This window comes from Pseudomonas sp. Sample_20, assembly GCF_004307585.1.
Classification (GTDB): Bacteria; Pseudomonadota; Gammaproteobacteria; order Pseudomonadales; family Pseudomonadaceae; genus Aquipseudomonas; species Aquipseudomonas atacamensis.
Map to the genome: position 1 here is coordinate 1 of NZ_RCOA01000006.1, position 16681 is coordinate 16681.

Consider the following 16681-nt stretch of genomic DNA (forward strand, 5'->3'; position numbering starts at 1 on the left):
GCATAGTCGCCACGGGCGTAACAGCTAAACAGGCTGTCCGCCTCCGTCAGGCACTTCAGGCAATCCCGCCAACGCGTAGACCACAAGAAGCGTGTTTCAGAAAAAGGGCGTGAATTCTAACGAAAAAACCCGCGACAAGCGCGGGTTTCTTCAAAACACGGATGAACAGGCTTACATGCGCTGCAAATCACGCTGGGCCAGCTGCGCGGCGGAAGTGCCCGGATATTGGGACACCACCTGCTGCAGAATGCCTTTGACCTTGTCGGTGTGACCGAGGCGGCGCTCTACGTCAGCCAGCTTGTACAGCGAGTCCGGCACTTTGTTGTGCTTGGGATACAGCTGCGAAACCTTGGCAAAGGCCTGACCTGCACCTTGCAGATCACCCTTGGCCAGGTTCACTTCGCCCAACCAGTACTGGGCGTTGCCCGCGTACTGGCTGTTGGGGTATTTGCGCAGGAAAGCGGCGAAGGCCTGGCTGGCCTTGTCGAAATCCTTGGCTTTGATCAGGTCGAAAGCGGCATCGTAATACAGCTTTTCCTTGGCCGGATCAGCCGGTTCGCTACCCGCAGCAGGGGCCTGGGCTGCCGCAGCAGCACCCGCGCCTGCGGCAGCACCGGCAGCAGCACTTGCATCGCCACCGGAAGAAGAATTCTCGGGAGTCGCGGCTGGTGCAACGCCGGATCCTATGCGCCGATCAAGATCCTGGTATCGCTCCAGGGATTCCTGCTTCATGCGCGAAACCTGATTCTGCAGTTCTTCGATCACGCCCTGTTGGCGCGAGATCTGATCCTGCATCTGTTGCAATTGGTTGAACAGCATGCCTTGTGCCGAGGCAGGGGCCGAAGCCGCTCCCCCGGCATAGGCGCCGTTCGTACCGTAACCCGCAGGCGGATAACTGCTCCCGCTATTGTTATAACCGGAGTTGTCATCGACCACAGGAACCGCAGCCCACGCCGCAAGCGGCGCGAGGCTGAGAGCCAGAACAGTTACAGCACGACGGCACGTTCGCATATCGAATTACTTACGCAGTTCGACGCGACGGTTCTGGGCCCAGGACTGCTCGTCGTTGCCGGTAGCAACTGGACGCTCTTCGCCGTAGGAAACCAGTTCCAGCTGAGCTGGGGAAACACCTTGCAGTACCAGGTAGCGCTGAACGGCTTTCGCACGACGCTCGCCCAGTGCCATGTTGTACTCACGAGTACCACGTTCGTCGGTGTTGCCTTCCAGAACAACGCGAGCGCCGTTTGCTTTCAGGTCTTTGGCGTGAACGTCCAGAGCGCGCATGGCTTCTGGCTTCAGGTCCGAGCTGTCGTATTCGAAGTAGAAGGTGGTGATTGCGCGCAGAGCAGCTTCTTCGCTCAGGGAACCGTCAACGGCACCAGTGTTTGCGCCGTAACCAGCGTTTGGATCAACAGCGCCTTCACCGGCGTTGTCGCCGCCTTTGGACGAGCAACCTACAGCTACAGCCATGGCCAGAGCCAGCGCAGCAAATTTACCAAACTTCAGCATTTCCATCGTGAAACTCCTAATGAACCCCAGTGTGTTAAGTAAAACGTGTAGCGCCCGCTCACTTCAGGTAAGGGGACCAGGACGGTTCTCTGACTTCGCCTTGAGCGGTAGGAAGCGGGAGCCTCACGCGTCCATTAATGGACACGAGCATCAAGACTCCCCGGCCCTGTTGGCGGGTGGCGTAGATTACCATGGTGCCGTTGGGCGCAACAGTAGGTGACTCGTCCAGAGTGCTATCAGTGAGGATCTTTACACTACCCCGCTGCAGATCCTGAGCTGCCACCTTGAAATTGGTGAAGCCATCCTGACGATGAATCATCACCAAAGTCTTTTCATCAGCCGAAAGTTTCGGGTTGGCGTTGTAGTTGCCTACGAACGTCACACGCTCGGCACCACCGCCACCGACGCTGGTTTTATAGATTTGCGGCTTGCCGCCACGGTCCGAGGTGAAATAGATGGTCGAGCCATCCTTGCCCCAGAACGGTTCGGTATTGATGCCCTGGCCGTTGGTTACGCGGCTGATCTGACGCGAACCGAGGTTCATTACGTAGATGTCCGGGTTACCGTCTTTCGACAGCACGAACGCCAGGCGATTGCCGTCCGGCGACCAGGCTGGCGCGCCGTTGAGGCCTTCGAAGTTGGTGATCTGCTCACGGCGACCGGTGTCGATGTTCTGCATGAAGATGCGCGGACGCTTCTGCTCGAACGACACGTAGGCAATACGCTTGCCATCCGGTGCGAAACGCGGCGACAGGATCGGCTCGCGCGATTGCAGCAGAGTCACTGCGCGGGCACCGTCATAGTCGGAGCGTTGCAGGGTGTAACGGGTGTTCTTCTCGGAGAAACGCTCGGCTGTTACGTACAGCAGACGCGTCGAGAAAGCACCATCAATACCGGTCAGCTTCTGGAACGACTGATCGGAGATGAAGTGCGCCATGTCACGGATCTGGTCGGTCGTACCGGAAACACTGCCGTCCGCCACTTTCTGCTCGGTGGCGACGTTGAACAGTGCCCACTGCACCTGCAGGCGACCGCCCGCTGGAGCGATGCTGCCGACCATCATGTACTGAGCACCCACCGCCTTCCAGTCACGGAAGATGATTTCGCTCGGCTGGCTTGGCTGGCTGATCATGTTGGCTTTCGGAATCGGCGAGTAATAGCCCGAGTTGCGCAAATCGTTGCCAATGATTTCAGCCATGTCATCCGGCAGCACGGCGCCGCCCTGCATGCCGAACGGTACGACGGCGATCGGAGTAGCCCGGTCGCTGCCGCTGGTGACCAGAATGTTCTTTTCATCTGCCGCCGCGATCCCTGCCATGCAGCAGATCACGACCAGCATTCCTCGAAGAAGGTTTCTCACAAGGCTAGATCCTCAGGTGTGAATGTCATCTTGAATGAACGATACGGAGCGAAATCGCTCGGCTTCATTCCCTGCATTTCTGTCAAACGTCCAATATTCTTCACTGCCGCGACTGCCGAAGCATCGAACGGACCGTCACCACTGGACTTGGCCACGCTGACCGAAGTCACCGTGCCGTCCGGCAACATGCCGATTTGCAGCACGACCGTCATGCCTTTGCGCGCCGAAGGAGGACGAGCCCAGCCTTCTGCTGCGCGAGCGCGAATCAGGTCATCGAAACTGCCGGCAACCTCGTCACCCTGCTCATCGGCCAGGGCCTGCTGACGCTGCGGCGTGTCGGAAAGCAGATCTGCCAGGGCCTGGGCCTTTTTGTCTTCGGCGGACTTGCGTGCCGCTTCCTGCGCTTTCTTCTTCGCAGCATCGGCAGCAGCTTTCTTCTTCGCGTCTTCGGCGACTTTCTTCTTCGCCTCTTCAGCTTCAGCTTTCTTCTTGGCGTCTTCGGCGGCTTTCTTCTTCGCGTCTTCGACGATCTTCTTCTTGGCTTCTTCGGCAGCGGCCTTCTTCGCCTCCTCCTCAGCAGCCTTCTTCGCTTCGTCTTCGGCCTTCTTCTTGGCTATATCAGCCAATTGTTTCTCTTCGGCCTTTTTCGCTTCGGCTTTCTTCGCGTCGTCGGCTTTCTTGGCTTCATCAGCCTTTTTCGCCTCGTCGGCTTTTTTCGCCTCGTCGGCCTTCTTGGCTTCCTCGGCCTTTTGAGCCGCTTCCTCTTTCTTTTGTTCCGCCGCCTTCACCGCTTCCTGCTCGATCTTTTTCTGTTCCATCTGTTCGACTTCGGTCTGGCGCGCGGCGGATTTCTTCGCCTCACCCGCAATCTTCTGATTGGTCTGGGTGGTCGCCTGACTTTTCGATTTCAGCTGGTACAGAGTCGCCTGGACGATCGGCTTGGCCGGCGGCAGTTCGGGCGTGAAGGCAAAACTGACGAACAGCATGCCGAACACCAGCACGTGCAGGACAATTGCCAGAACACTAGGCCAGAAATAGCTTTCCGAGGCGGACGGCTCTCGCTGTTGCTGCATCAGGGGGCCTCGGTAATCAGACCAACGTTACCGACCCCGGCTTTCTGCAACCCGCCCATGGCGCCCATGACGGCGCCGTAGTCGACAGTCTTGTCACCACGAATGAACACCTGGGTGCGTTTGCCGCCCTCGGTGCCGGCGCGAATGATCTTGGTCACCGCGTCAGTCATCTGTGGCAGGGTCATGGCCCTGTCCTGTTGCTTCTCGGTGTCGACTTCGCTGCCAAGGTTCCAGTAGTAGGTCTTGTCAGCCTTGATCGAAATGGTCAGGACCTGGGTGTTGTTGTCCTGCGGCAAGGCTTCGCTGGAAACCTTGGGCAGATCAACTTTCACGCCCTGATTGAGCATCGGCGCGGTCACCATGAAGATGACCAGCAGCACCAACATCACGTCGATGTAGGGCACCACGTTCATCTCGGCGACCGGCTTGCGCTTTTTGCGAGCTCGAGCGATTAAAGCCATCGGGAAATACCTGCTTATTCTTCGCTGGTGTGCACTTTGCGGTGCAGGATCGCCTGGAATTCATCGGCGAAGGTGTAGTAGCGGCCCAGCAAGGTTTCGCTGCGCGCAGCAAAACGGTTGTAAGCGATGACCGCCGGGATCGCAGCGAACAGGCCGATCGCGGTGGCGATAAGGGCTTCGGCGATACCCGGAGCAACGGTGGCGAGGGTCGCTTGCTGAGCGCTGGCCAGACCGCGGAAGGAGTTCATGATCCCCCACACGGTACCGAACAGACCGATGTACGGGCTGACCGAACCGACGGTGGCGAGGAACGGCAGGCTCTGCTCGAGTTTCTCTTCTTCGCGCGAGATGGCCACGCGCATGGCACGGGCGACACCTTCCATCACGGCTTCAGGATCGACACCTGGCTGCTGCCGCAGACGGGAGAATTCCTTGAAGCCGGCACGGAAGATCTGCTCCACGCCCGAATCCGGATCAGGGTTGCTGCCAGCCTGACGGTACAATTTGGACAGGTCGATACCCGACCAGAAGCGCTCTTCGAAGCTCTCCAGGGCGCGTCGACCGGCGCGCAGCAAGTTGCTGCGCTGAAAGATCATGATCCATGAGGTCACCGATGCGGCCACCAGGGTCAACATTACCAACTGCACCACGATGCTGGCATTGCTGACCAGGCTCCACATGGAGGAATGGTCGACGACGTTAGCTTCCACGCTTTATCTCCTGCTTTGAGTGTGTACCCGGGCCGACCGCGTCGGCGAAGGCCGCACGCAGGTCTTCGGGAAGGGCCCGGGGTTTCAAACTGTCGGTGCGCACGCAGGCCACCAAAAACTGCCCTTCGCAGAGCAGCACATTATCCGTGGCCCGCCTGACTTGCTGCTTGAAGCGCAGGCTGGCACGGTTCAATTCGATTACATCAGCGCTTACCAGCAGTTCGTCATCCAGTCGCGCCGGCGCGTGGTAGCGCGCTTCGCTGGAATGCACGACGAACAACAGGTCCTCTCCGGCAAGCACAGATTGGGCAAAGCCCAGTTCCCGTAGCCGCTCGGTTCGAGCCCGTTCCATAAACTTGAGGTAATTAACGTAATACACGATGCCGCCCGCATCGGTGTCCTCGTAATAAACGCGACAACGATGTGCGAACGGCTCAAGCCCGTTTTGCGCGCGCATACTCTAGTGCTTACTCCTCAGGTTGCCAATCCGGCCAGACAACTGTTTTTCGTGGTTTCAAAGCTTTAACGCAAAAGTACCGTCGTCTGACAGTACAAACCCTGAATAAATCACCAACAAATGTGTATCAATCGTCGACGGCGTCGAGAAACTCGTCTGCCACGGGCATCTCGCCCATGCGTGACGGAACATTCAAACCGAAATGCAGATAGGCATGCCGCGTCACCACCCTGCCCCGTGGCGTGCGCATGATGTAGCCCTGCTGGATCAGATACGGCTCAAGCACGTCTTCAATGGTGTGGCGTTCTTCACTGATCGCCGCCGCCAGACTGTCGATACCGACCGGGCCGCCGTCGAACTTCTCGATCATGGTCAGCAGCAGACGCCGGTCCTGGTGATCGAAACCGTGTTCATCGACGTCCAGCAGGTTCAGCGCCAGATCCGCCACCGCTTTGGTGATGTGTCCCTTGGCGCGTACTTCGGCGAAATCGCGCACCCGCCGCAGCAGACGGTTGGCAATTCGCGGCGTGCCACGGGCGCGACGGGCGATCTCGAACGAGCCTTCCGGGTCCAGCGGCAGGCCGAGAATCGCCGCCGAACGACTGACGATCGTTGCCAGATCCGCCGTGCTGTAGAACTCCAGGCGCTGGACGATACCGAAGCGGTCTCGCAACGGGTTGGTCAGCATGCCGGCGCGGGTGGTGGCGCCGACCAGCGTGAATGGCGGCAGATCCAGTTTGATCGAACGCGCCGCCGGCCCCTCGCCAATCATGATGTCGAGCTGGAAATCTTCCATCGCCGGGTACAGCACTTCTTCAACGATCGGCGACAGACGATGGATTTCGTCGATGAACAACACGTCGTGCGGCTCAAGATTGGTCAGCAACGCGGCCAGATCACCCGGGCGTTCCAGCACTGGCCCGGAGGTGCTCTTGATCGACACACCCATTTCCTGGGCAATGATGTTGGCCAGCGTGGTCTTGCCCAGCCCCGGCGGGCCGAAGATCAGGGTGTGATCGAGGGATTCACTGCGGCCACGCGCAGCCTGGATGAACAGCTCCATCTGCTCGCGCACGGTCGGCTGGCCAATGTAGTCGGCCAGACTGACCGGGCGGATGGCCCGATCCTGGACTTCTTCGCGCTCGCGCGGGCTGTGCGCGGCGGCGATCAGACGATCAGCTTCAATCACTTAAATCATTCCCTTCAGAGCGCGGCGGATCAGGTCTTCGCTGCTCAGGTTCTTGTCTTTGATCGCGGAAATCGCCTTGCTCGCTTCCTGCGGCTTGTAGCCCAGCGAGATCAATGCGCTGACCGCATCGGTCTCGGCGCTGTTGACCGGCGCCGGGCCGTCCGGCTGATTCGGCACCAGCGCGAACATCGCCGGCGAGGTTTCCCAGGCCTTGAAGCGGTCTTTCAATTCCACCAGCAGACGCTCGGCGGTCTTCTTGCCAACCCCCGGGACCTTGGTCAACGCCGAAGTGTCCTGAGATTGCACGCAGCGCACCAACTCATCGACTTCCAGACTCGACATCAACGCCAGCGCCAGTTTCGGCCCGACTCCGTTGAGACGGATCAGCTCGCGAAAGAAGTCTCGCTCACGCTTGCCGGCAAAACCATAGAGCAATTGCGCATCTTCGCGTACGACCAAATGGGTGTGCAGGGTCAGCGGTTCACCGACCGACGGCAACCGATAAAGCGTGGTCATCGGCACTTCCACCTCATAGCCGAGGCCATTGACATCGAGAATCAGGTGCGGCGGCTGTTTCTCAGCCAGGGTGCCGCGCAAGCGTCCAATCACGTTTTGAATCCTTGAGCGCTGGCCAGCCGTGGGCTGGCGACGATTGAAGGTGGCTTGCGCGCCGGCAACACAGGCACCGCAAAGCCACTTTCAGGAAAATTGATGCTGATGCTATCAGAGACGCAGGCGCCCGCCACGACTGCGTGCGGTTCCCAGACCGTGCGGCAGCAGGCTGGAGCGCGTGTGCGCATGGCAGATGGCGATAGCCAGGGCGTCAGAAGCGTCGATCTGCGGCTTGCTGGTCAACTTGAGCATGTGCATGACCATCATCTGCACCTGCTCCTTATTGGCCGCACCGGTGCCGACGACGGCCTGTTTGATTTGCGTGGCGGTGTACTCGGCGATTTCCAGACACTCTTCGGCGCCGGCAACAATCGCAGCGCCCCGTGCCTGTCCGAGCTTCAGCGCCGAGTCGGCGTTTTTCGCCATGAACACCTTTTCGATGCCCATGGTCACCGGGCCGTAGGTCTTGATGATTTCGCGCACGCCGCGATAGACGATTTGCAGACGCTCATGCAGCTCGCCGGAGCCGGTGCGAATGCAGCCCGAGGCCACATAGATGCAACCGCCCCGCCCGGTATCGCGAACGATCCCGTAACCGGTGATGCGCGAACCGGGGTCGATACCAAGAATTAGAGTCATAAAGCCTGCAGAAAATGATGCGAAAGCTGAGGGTACATGTAGGAGCTGCCGAAGGCTGCGATCTTTGTGTTTTTAAAAGATCAAAAGATCGCAGCCTTCGGCAGCTCCTACAGAGGAAGTGTAGAGCCAGCAAAAAACTGCAACCTTTCTATTTACATCAGCCAAGCTGAGCGGCGACGTCTTCCGGGATATCCGCGTTGGAATAGACGTTCTGCACGTCATCCAGGTCCTCAAGCATGTCGATCAGCTTGAGCACCTTCTCCGCCCCTTCCAGATCCAGCTCGGCGCTGGTGGTCGGCTGCATGACGATTTCCGCATCATCGCCCTTGAACCCGGCCGCTTCCAGCGCGTTGCGCACCGCATAGAAACCGGTGAACGAGGTAAACACGTCGATCGAACCGTCTTCGTGGGTGACCACGTCATCGGCATCGGCTTCCAGCGCCGCTTCGGTCAGTGCGTCTTCATCGACACCCGGGGCGAAACTGATCTGGCCCTTGCGCTCGAACAGATAGGCCACCGAACCGTCGGTGCCGAGGTTGCCGCCACACTTGCTGAACGCATGACGCACGGCTGCGGCGGTACGGTTGCGGTTGTCGGTCATGCACTCGACCATCACCGCCACGCCGCCCGGACCGTAACCTTCGTAGGTCAGTTCTTCAACGTTGTCCGCTTCAGTAGCACCGGCACCGCGCGCGACGGCACGGTCGATGATGTCGCGGCTCATGTTCGCGCTCAACGCCTTGTCCAGAGCCAGACGCAGACGCGGGTTGGAACCCGGATCACCGCCACCCTGACGGGCCGCAACGGTCAGTTCACGGATCCACTTGGTGAAGATCTTGCCCCTCTTGGCATCCTGACGTTCTTTGCGGTGCTTGATGTTTGCCCACTTGGAATGACCTGCCATAACTTGCTCCGAATGCTCTTTGAAACCTTGCCCGCCCCGCCAAGGCAGCGGCCGGCAATTGAAAAATTCGACCTGAGAAAGAAAAAAGGCGCATCCGAAGATGCGCCTTCAGGCCCGTCTTACTCAGCCTTTGGCGTTTCGCGCAGGCGAATATGCAGCTCGCGCAATGCCTTGGCATCCACTACGCCCGGAGCCTGCGTCATCACGTCGGCAGCACTCTGGGTTTTCGGGAAGGCGATCACTTCACGGATCGACTGGGCGCCGGTCATCAGCATCACCAGACGGTCCAGACCGAAGGCCAGACCACCGTGCGGCGGTGCACCGTACTTCAGCGCGTCGAGCAGGAAGCCGAACTTCTCTTCCTGTTCCGCTTCGTTGATGCCCAGCAGGCGGAATACCGCTTGCTGCATTTCCTTGCGGTGGATACGGATCGAACCGCCACCCAGCTCGGTACCGTTCAACACCATGTCGTAGGCTCGGGACAGCGCGCCAGCCGGGTTGGCTTCCAGCTCTGCCGGGGTGCACTTCGGTGCGGTGAACGGGTGGTGCAAAGCGGTGAAGCTACCGTCGTCGTTCTCTTCGAACATCGGGAAGTCGACGACCCACATCGGCGCCCACTCGCAGGTCAGCAGGTTAAGATCGTTACCGACCTTGATCCGCAGCGCGCCCAGGGCTTCGCTGACGATCTTGGCCTTGTCGGCACCGAAGAACACGATGTCGCCATCGACTGCGCCAACGCGATCGAGGATCACGTTGAGCTTGTCTTCAGGGATGTTCTTCACGATCGGCGATTGCAGACCTTCAACACCGGCAGCACGCTCGTTGACCTTGATGTACGCCAGGCCCTTGGCACCGTAGATGCCGACGAACTTGGTGTAGTCGTCGATCTGCTTGCGCGGCATGCTCGCCCCGCCTGGAACGCGCAGTGCGGCGATGCGGCACTTCGGATCGTTGGCCGGGCCGCTGAATACCTTGAAATCGACTTCCTTGAGCTGGTCGGCAACGTCGACCAGTTCCAGTGGAATACGCAGGTCCGGCTTGTCCGAACCGTAGCGGCGCATGGCTTCTTCGAAGGTCATGTGCGGGAATTCGCCGAATTCCAGGTTCAGCACTTCCTTGAACAGGTTGCGGATCATCTGCTCGGTCAGGCCCATGATCTCTTTTTCATCGAGGAAGCTGGTCTCGATGTCGATCTGGGTGAATTCCGGCTGACGGTCGGCACGCAGGTCTTCGTCACGGAAGCACTTGGCGATCTGGTAGTAACGGTCGAAGCCGGCCACCATCAGCAGTTGCTTGAACAGCTGCGGCGATTGCGGCAGGGCGAAGAACGAACCGGCGTGGGTACGGCTCGGCACCAGATAGTCACGCGCACCTTCCGGAGTGGCCCGGGTCAGGATCGGCGTTTCGACGTCGAGGAAGCCGTTCTCGTCGAGGAAGCGACGGATGCTGGTTGTCATGCGCGAACGCAGACGCAGCTTCTCGGCCATTTCCGGACGACGCAGATCGAGGAAGCGATAGCGCAGGCGGGTTTCTTCGCCGACGTCGGAGAACTCGTTGAGCGGGAACGGCGGGGTTTCCGACTCGTTCAGCACTTCAAGTTCGTAACCGAGCACTTCGATCATGCCCGAGGCCATGTTGGCGTTGGTCGCGCCGGCCGGACGCAGACGCACCTTGCCGGTGATCTTCACGACGTATTCGCTGCGCACGCGATCGGCAGCGGCGAAGCTCTCGGCACGATCCGGGTCGAACACCACCTGGGCCAGGCCATCACGATCACGGATGTCGAGGAAAATCACCCCGCCGTGGTCGCGGCGACGGTGAACCCATCCGCAAAGGGTAATTTCCTGGCCTTCCAGGCTTTCGTTCAGTTGGCCGCAATAGTGGCTGCGCATCATGGTGTGGTTCGCTTCTCGTAATTCGAAATTCGGTGGAGCTCCCGCCGCCATCAAGCAAGGCGGAAACTCACGCGTGTCGTTCGTTCAGGGTTGGAACCCTAGTCAGCTTTGTCGCCACCGGCCAGATTCTTCTTGGCTCCGGTCTTGAAGTCGGTCTCGTACCAACCGTTGCCGCTGAGGCGAAAACCCGGCATGGACAGCTGCTTCTTCAGTTCGGGCGCCTGGCAGGCAGGGCAATCGACCAACGGTGCGTCGCTGATCTTCTGAATGGCTTCCAACTGATGACCACAGGAAGCACATTGGTAATCGTACATTGGCATGGAGGTGTCTCGGCGATCAGATTGCTGCCGCGCGCAGGGCTTTGCGGCGAAAGCGCGGGATTATATCGATTAAATGCGGGCTGTGCAGCCGTAACGCTGCACAGCCCCCAACCTCGTTGCAACCGCCGTTTCAGCGCGAAACTGCGGGTGGGAGATCTTTGATCCCGTTCATGACACAAACCACCCGTACCAGCGCACTGAAATTCTTCACCCCGCCGTAACGCAGATGCACCTCGCGATCGACGTGGGATAACAGTGTGCTGACCGAACAATGATTGTCCTCGGCCATGCCGCCGAGAATATTCCAGTAGACCTGCTCCAGGCGCAGGCAGGTCGCAAAACCGTTGAGGCGAATCGATCGCGACAGCGGCCGGATCAGATTCATGTCGAACTCGCTGACAAACGGGTCGACTTTAATTACGTGCCGCGAAGCCGACATCCTGTCGCTTCGCCTGTCTCCTTCTACCATAGCGTTGACACTCCTTTGCCATGACTGCTGATTTATAAGGCAACATCCTGCGCCTTCATAAAAACCCAGTGACAAAGTTAGCGCCATACGACTTGTTGACCAGCCTCGTAGGATAAGCCAACGACAACGGTAAGAGTCTGGAGAGCATGCGGACGACCTCACGCCGTCCGCAGCGGCCGGGTCATTCCTCGAGCAGCGCGCGCAGCATCCACGCAGTTTTCTCGTGCACTTGCATGCGCTGGGTCAGCAGATCGGCGGTCGGCTCGTCGCTGACCTTGTCCAGCAGCGGGAAGATACCGCGCGCGGTACGGGTCACCGCTTCCTGGCCTTCGACCAATTGCTTGATCATGTCTTCGGCGCTCGGTACACCGACTTCTTCTTTAATAGAAGAAAGACGCGCGTAGGTCGCGTAGGCACCCGGCGCCGGGAAGCCCAACGCACGGATACGCTCGGCGATCGAATCGACGGCCAGCGCCAGCTCGTTGTACTGCTCTTCGAACATCAGGTGCAGCGTGCGGAACATCGGGCCGGTGACGTTCCAGTGAAAGTTATGGGTTTTCAGATACAGCACATAGGTGTCCGACAGCAGTCGCGACAGCCCTTCGACGATGGATTTGCGGTCTTCTTCACTGATACCGATATCAATTGCCATGCTTACCCCCTAACAGTGATTGAATTCATCCAGCAGGTTCAGCCCCACTTTAGCAAGGCAAGCGCCCGCTCGCAGCTATCAATCCGTGATCTGACTGCGACAAATCGACCGTTTCTCTGCCGCTGGCCGGGCTGATTTGAGTAGCCGCAGGCTTTGCTGTTAAATAGGCAGTGTGTCGCCATGCCCTATTTTCCGGGGCGTTGCGCATAGGCTGATGCCGTGTACGTGTCCACCGCCTCTTATTTTGTCCTGAAGCGAACCGTGCGCCTTCAGCTCTTCCTTGTGAGCCGTCATAACGTGAGCCAATCAAAATGTTGAAAATCGTCCACCTGCTAATGGGCGCAGCAGCCTTGCTGCTGTCGTTCATACCCAGCCTGAAAGCCGAAGCCGTTCCTTACCTGCAACAGCCCGATGCACTTTACCTGGCCTTTTTCGGCCTGCTGAACCTGGTCATCGCTCCAGTGATTCCCTACTGGAACAAAGGCCCGCGCCAGCATCTGCAAAATCTGGTCAGCGCCCTTCTGGTACTGACTGTCGTCCTGCAAACTTTGACCCTGATCGCGCCGATGCCGGTCATCGCTGGCCAGCCGGCGGTGTTGTTCAGCCTGGTGATCGCCCTTGTTGCCGTGCTGCTGCATTTGGTTGTCAGCTTCTACAAATCGTCACCGGCCGCTGCGCCGACTACCTATGACATGAGCAATCGCGATACCGGCACCGTGAAGTGGTTCAACACTTCCAAGGGTTTCGGGTTTATCTCCCGGGATTCCGGCGATGATATTTTCGTGCACTTTCGCGCCATTCGTGGCGAAGGCCACCGTGTTCTGGTCGAAGGCCAGCGCGTCGAGTTCTCGGTGATGAACCGCGACAAGGGCCTGCAAGCCGAGGACGTGATCGCCGCTCTGCCGCGTCGCTGATCCATAGCAAAAAAAAACCGCGAACAGCCTGGCTGTCCGCGGTTTTTTTATGCCTGGCGAATGGCTCAATAATGCGGCGGCGGTGCGTCTTCTTCGAAAGCACCGAACTGCCCGACCATTTCTTCGTGACGCTTGATCAGCGCCTCCATCTGCAATTGCAGGCGCTCGATGACTCTCTGCTGGGCCACCAGCACATCGTTCAAAGCCTGAATGGTGTCATCCTGAAAGGCCAGACGGCTTTCCAGATCGGTAACGCGTTCTTCAAGGCTCATGACTCAGCCCTCCACAAAGGTGAATTCTTCGGTCAGCACCAGACGCAAGCGCTCGCGAATGGCTGCTACCTGTTCCGCGCTGTACGGCTTGGCCGGGTGCCTGCCCCAGACCGGCGCCGGCCAGGCGGCGTCGTCGCGTTTACGCACAATGACATGCATGTGCAACTGACTGACAACGTTACCCAGGGTTGCCACGTTCAGCTTGTCGGCGTCGAACGAATCCTTGAGCAATTCGGCTAGGGTGGTGGTTTCCCGCCATAGCTGTTGCTGATCGGCGACATCCAACTGAAACAACTCGCTGATATCCTCGCGACGAGGTACCAGGATGAACCAAGGGTAATTGCTGTCGTTGGACAGCAACAGCCGGCACAACGGAAAGTCGCCGATGACCAGGGCGTCCTGTTGAAGTCGTGAATCCAAAGCAAACACTGTGAACACTCCCGCTGATCCTATGACTCAGCTTAGCGGCGGCGCCGTAAAAGCAGCGCGCCAAGCGACAGAACGGCAGCATACCTGCGAATGCAGCGGGCTTCACGCTTCCCTCCGACAGTAATTCAGTAAGCGCGCCGACATAAGACATTTATCTCGCCGACGCACCAATACAGCCCCGGACATGAGCCTTGACGTGAAGATCCGCATGAAAACCCCTGATCTGTCGACCCTCGAATCGGGCGGCGCCAGTTTTACTCGGGCCCGATTGTGATTTTTTTGCACCAAAACTGCACAACACGTCTACGCTCAGTGGGTCGGGCATCCGCCAAATACTCAATGCGGGGTGAACCGGTAACGTTTTTGGTTGTCCTGCGCGGCTTTGGTGCGTTGCAACACCATTGGGGGATCGTCGTCAAGCCCGTAACAAAACAGCCCCGAGACCCCGTTTTCACAAGGTTTTCACATCTGAGAGCTGCACACAGGAAAATAACCGCAGCGTTTTTGCGGTTTGTGCACGCTTGTTGCATTCGTAAAGGTATGGACTATAAGCGCACCACTGGAAGTGGTCGCTTGAAGCCAATAAAAACAGTGGCAGGGTTGCCCGATGGAGATTCAAGTGTTTTGCCAGGGACTCTTTTTTAGCGATGCAAAAAAGGCCCGGAAACAGCGATAAAGTTGTCAGTCCGGCTGCATCGGTACTGTGAATTTGCGACATCCAGCGCTCCTTTTGCGACAACGCCGTAAAGAAGCTGAAAGGTTGATTTCGCAAGTATCGCCAACAATGTCGGCGTGATATAAGTTTGCGCCGACACAAAAAGAAAGAGCCGCCCAGATAATAAAACAGGTGGGACGGCAGTACTCTTCTAAAAACCAAAGGAGCAAATCACGATGCGCGTGATGAAGTGGAGCATGATCGCCCTGGCTGTTGCAGCAGGCACCTCGCAGTTCGCAATGGCGTCTTCTCAAGATGAATCGAAAGGTTTTGTTGAAGACAGCAGCTTCAGCGTCAAGACTCGCATGCTGTATATGAACCGTGATTTCAAGAACGAAAACCTGAAAAGCAGCCCGTCGGGTGAGCGCCAGGGCTATCGTGAAGAAACCGGTATTGGCATGCATGCCATTTACGAGTCCGGCTTCACCCAAGGCACCATCGGTGTAGGTGTTGACGCTTTCGGTCTTGGCTCCATCAAGCTGGACACTGGACGCGGCCGCACTGGCAACGGTCTGTTCGCTCCCGATAGCGACGGCAGAGCTGAAGATACTCAGTCGAAAAGCGGTGGAGCAGTCAAGTTCCGTCTTTCCGACACTGTCCTGAAATACGGTAACCAGTTTGTCGCCAGCCCGGTTTTTTCCACCGACGACAGCCGCTTGCTGCCTGAGACCGCTACCGGCACCATGCTGGTATCCAAAGAGATCCCGGGCCTGGAACTGAGCGCAGGTCGCTTTACCGCGCTGAGCGCGCAAAGCCAGATGGGTCGTGACTCCATCGTTGAAGGTGGCCTGAAATCCGCTGACATCGCCGGTGCTACCTATCAGTTCACCGACAGTTTTGTCGCCGGCGTTGCAGCATCCGACGTTGAAGACCACTTCAAGAAGCAATACGTCAATCTGAACTACACCCTGCCGATCAACGACGAACAGTCTCTGAACTTCGATTTCAACGGGTACAAGAGCAAGAGCCAGGGTCAAGACCTGTCCGGCGACATCGACAACCGCATCTGGTCCCTTAGCGCTGCTTACAGCATCGGCGCGCACAAATTCACCCTCGCCCACCAGCGCTCCAGCGGTGACACCGGTTACGTGTACGGCGTGGACGGCGGCGGCACGATCTTCCTCGCCAACTCCGTGCAGTACTCTGACTTCAACGGTGCAGACGAGCGTTCATGGCAGGGCCGTTATGACCTGAACATGGCTACCTTCGGCGTACCTGGTCTGAGCTTCATGACCCGTTACATCAAAGGTGACAACATCAGCACCGGCGCTGAAGAGGGCAAAGAGCACGAACTGGACTTCGAATCCAAATACGTTATGCAAAACGGTCCAGCGAAAGACTTGTCTTTCCGCCTGCGTAGCGCCTGGTATCGCTCCAACACTTCTTACAACGGTGGTGATAACAACGACCTGCGTTTGATCGTTGAATATCCACTGAGCATCCTGTAATAAGGTTGCGAAGCTGACGTACTGTAGAGCTCTGCTCTAACAAAACCGCCCGCCTGTATCAGGTGGGCGGTTTTTTTATGGATGAATAACTGATCAAACAGACAAACATTAGCTAGCTACTTATTAGCCAGCATAGTTTCATCGCGCCGATAAAAAACCCGAGAGTGCACACACTGCTCGGGTTTTATATTAGTTGCTGACTGCCAAGCCAACTTCCAAGACGATTACTGCGTGGCAGATTCCTGCACTACGCGTATAACCCGCTGCGGAAACGGAATATCAATCCCGGCAGCCTTCAAACGATCTCGCGCCTGTTCATTGAACATGAACATCACATCCCAATAGTCCGCAGTTTTAACCCATACGCGAAGGGAAACAGTGATCGAGCTGTCACCCAATGTCGAAATCACTGCCTGTGGCTCCGGGTCCTGCATGACGCGGGGATCCTTGGCCAGATCCAGCAATACCTGACGGGCCTTCTGCAGATCCGCTTCGTAATCCACGCCCACATCGAACACGACTTTGCGGGTTGGCTGACGGTTGGTGTTGGTGATGATGCCGTTCGACAGGTTGCCGTTGGGCAGGATGATGGTCTTGTTGTCGCCGGTACGCAGCACGGTGTGGAAAATCTGGATGCTGTCGACGGTACCCGC

At 58.0% G+C, this 16681-nt stretch carries 21 protein-coding genes; 2 read left to right on the forward strand and 19 right to left on the reverse strand.

The features are described 5' to 3' along the window. Positions 1-171 precede the first annotated feature (171 nt). The 15 genes from ybgF to D8U70_RS01310 form a co-directional block, all read right to left on the reverse strand. Positions 172-1011: a tol-pal system protein YbgF gene (ybgF, locus tag D8U70_RS01240; protein ID WP_130928143.1), complete on the reverse strand. Its 840-nt coding sequence runs from the start codon at positions 1009-1011 to the stop codon at positions 172-174. Between the two features lie 6 nt (positions 1012-1017). Further along, entirely contained in the window at positions 1018-1515 is a 498-nt protein-coding gene (gene pal, locus D8U70_RS01245) for a peptidoglycan-associated lipoprotein Pal (protein WP_003178634.1), read from the reverse strand. A gap of 52 nt (positions 1516-1567) precedes the next feature. Continuing rightward, a complete protein-coding gene (gene tolB, locus D8U70_RS01250) occupies positions 1568-2848 on the reverse strand; it encodes a Tol-Pal system beta propeller repeat protein TolB (protein WP_163032924.1) in 1281 nt (426 codons plus the stop codon). A gap of 17 nt (positions 2849-2865) precedes the next feature. After that, on the reverse strand, positions 2866-3942 hold the full coding sequence (gene tolA / locus D8U70_RS01255) for a cell envelope integrity protein TolA (RefSeq protein ID WP_016773505.1): 1077 nt from the start codon (positions 3940-3942) through the stop codon (positions 2866-2868). Next, positions 3942-4394, reverse strand: coding sequence for a protein TolR (gene tolR / locus D8U70_RS01260; RefSeq protein WP_160767866.1), 453 nt, complete (start codon positions 4392-4394; stop codon positions 3942-3944). Before tolR ends, tolA begins: the two co-directional genes overlap by 1 nt. A gap of 23 nt (positions 4395-4417) precedes the next feature. After that, the gene (gene tolQ / locus D8U70_RS01265; RefSeq protein WP_008080223.1) at positions 4418-5113 is read right to left on the reverse strand and encodes a protein TolQ; all 696 of its coding nucleotides are present in this window, start codon (positions 5111-5113) and stop codon (positions 4418-4420) included. Then, positions 5103-5570, reverse strand: a complete 468-nt coding sequence (gene ybgC, locus D8U70_RS01270; protein ID WP_041479792.1) for a tol-pal system-associated acyl-CoA thioesterase — start codon at positions 5568-5570, stop codon at positions 5103-5105. The genes tolQ and ybgC overlap by 11 nt, the downstream gene beginning before the upstream one ends. A 127-nt stretch (positions 5571-5697) precedes the next feature. Then, positions 5698-6759, reverse strand: coding sequence for a Holliday junction branch migration DNA helicase RuvB (ruvB, locus tag D8U70_RS01275; protein ID WP_024014087.1), 1062 nt, complete (start codon positions 6757-6759; stop codon positions 5698-5700). Then, the gene (ruvA, locus tag D8U70_RS01280; protein ID WP_024014088.1) at positions 6760-7368 is read right to left on the reverse strand and encodes a Holliday junction branch migration protein RuvA; all 609 of its coding nucleotides are present in this window, start codon (positions 7366-7368) and stop codon (positions 6760-6762) included. 114 nt (positions 7369-7482) lie between these two features. Beyond that, on the reverse strand, positions 7483-8010 hold the full coding sequence (gene ruvC / locus D8U70_RS01285; RefSeq protein WP_130928144.1) for a crossover junction endodeoxyribonuclease RuvC: 528 nt from the start codon (positions 8008-8010) through the stop codon (positions 7483-7485). Between the two features lie 157 nt (positions 8011-8167). Then, a complete protein-coding gene (locus D8U70_RS01290) occupies positions 8168-8914 on the reverse strand; it encodes a YebC/PmpR family DNA-binding transcriptional regulator (protein WP_024014089.1) in 747 nt (248 codons plus the stop codon). A gap of 119 nt (positions 8915-9033) precedes the next feature. After that, positions 9034-10809 (reverse strand): aspartate--tRNA ligase, encoded by a 1776-nt coding sequence (gene aspS, locus D8U70_RS01295; RefSeq protein ID WP_130928145.1) that lies wholly within the window; start codon positions 10807-10809, stop codon positions 9034-9036. A 98-nt stretch (positions 10810-10907) separates the two neighbouring features. Then, entirely contained in the window at positions 10908-11129 is a 222-nt protein-coding gene (locus D8U70_RS01300; protein ID WP_016773499.1) for a zinc ribbon domain-containing protein, read from the reverse strand. 130 nt (positions 11130-11259) lie between these two features. Next, entirely contained in the window at positions 11260-11598 is a 339-nt protein-coding gene (locus tag D8U70_RS01305) for a ribbon-helix-helix domain-containing protein (protein ID WP_130928146.1), read from the reverse strand. A gap of 181 nt (positions 11599-11779) precedes the next feature. Beyond that, the gene (locus D8U70_RS01310; RefSeq protein ID WP_016773497.1) at positions 11780-12250 is read right to left on the reverse strand and encodes a Dps family protein; all 471 of its coding nucleotides are present in this window, start codon (positions 12248-12250) and stop codon (positions 11780-11782) included. 311 nt (positions 12251-12561) lie between these two features. Between D8U70_RS01310 and D8U70_RS28100 the strand changes: the two genes are divergently transcribed. Beyond that, positions 12562-13164 carry a cold-shock protein gene (locus D8U70_RS28100; RefSeq protein ID WP_130928147.1) on the forward strand — a complete coding sequence of 201 codons (603 nt, stop codon included), beginning with the start codon at positions 12562-12564 and terminating at the stop codon, positions 13162-13164. Between the two features lie 65 nt (positions 13165-13229). On the opposite strand, the gene D8U70_RS01320 is transcribed toward D8U70_RS28100, so the two are convergent. From D8U70_RS01320 to D8U70_RS01330, 3 genes are all read right to left on the reverse strand, one after another. Next, complete coding sequence (locus D8U70_RS01320) at positions 13230-13436, reverse strand: SlyX family protein (protein WP_016773495.1); 207 nt, start codon at positions 13434-13436, stop codon at positions 13230-13232. A 3-nt stretch (positions 13437-13439) separates the two neighbouring features. Continuing rightward, complete coding sequence (locus tag D8U70_RS01325) at positions 13440-13865, reverse strand: HIT domain-containing protein (RefSeq protein WP_016773494.1); 426 nt, start codon at positions 13863-13865, stop codon at positions 13440-13442. A gap of 451 nt (positions 13866-14316) precedes the next feature. Further along, the gene (locus D8U70_RS01330; protein WP_130928148.1) at positions 14317-14583 is read right to left on the reverse strand and encodes a hypothetical protein; all 267 of its coding nucleotides are present in this window, start codon (positions 14581-14583) and stop codon (positions 14317-14319) included. A 173-nt stretch (positions 14584-14756) separates the two neighbouring features. On the opposite strand from D8U70_RS01330, the gene D8U70_RS01335 reads away from it, so the two are divergent. After that, complete coding sequence (locus tag D8U70_RS01335; protein ID WP_071173364.1) at positions 14757-16028, forward strand: OprD family porin; 1272 nt, start codon at positions 14757-14759, stop codon at positions 16026-16028. 224 nt (positions 16029-16252) lie between these two features. On the opposite strand, the gene D8U70_RS01340 is transcribed toward D8U70_RS01335, so the two are convergent. After that, the coding region (locus D8U70_RS01340; RefSeq protein WP_130928149.1) for a mechanosensitive ion channel family protein at positions 16253-16681 on the reverse strand (429 nt) is incomplete at its 5' end.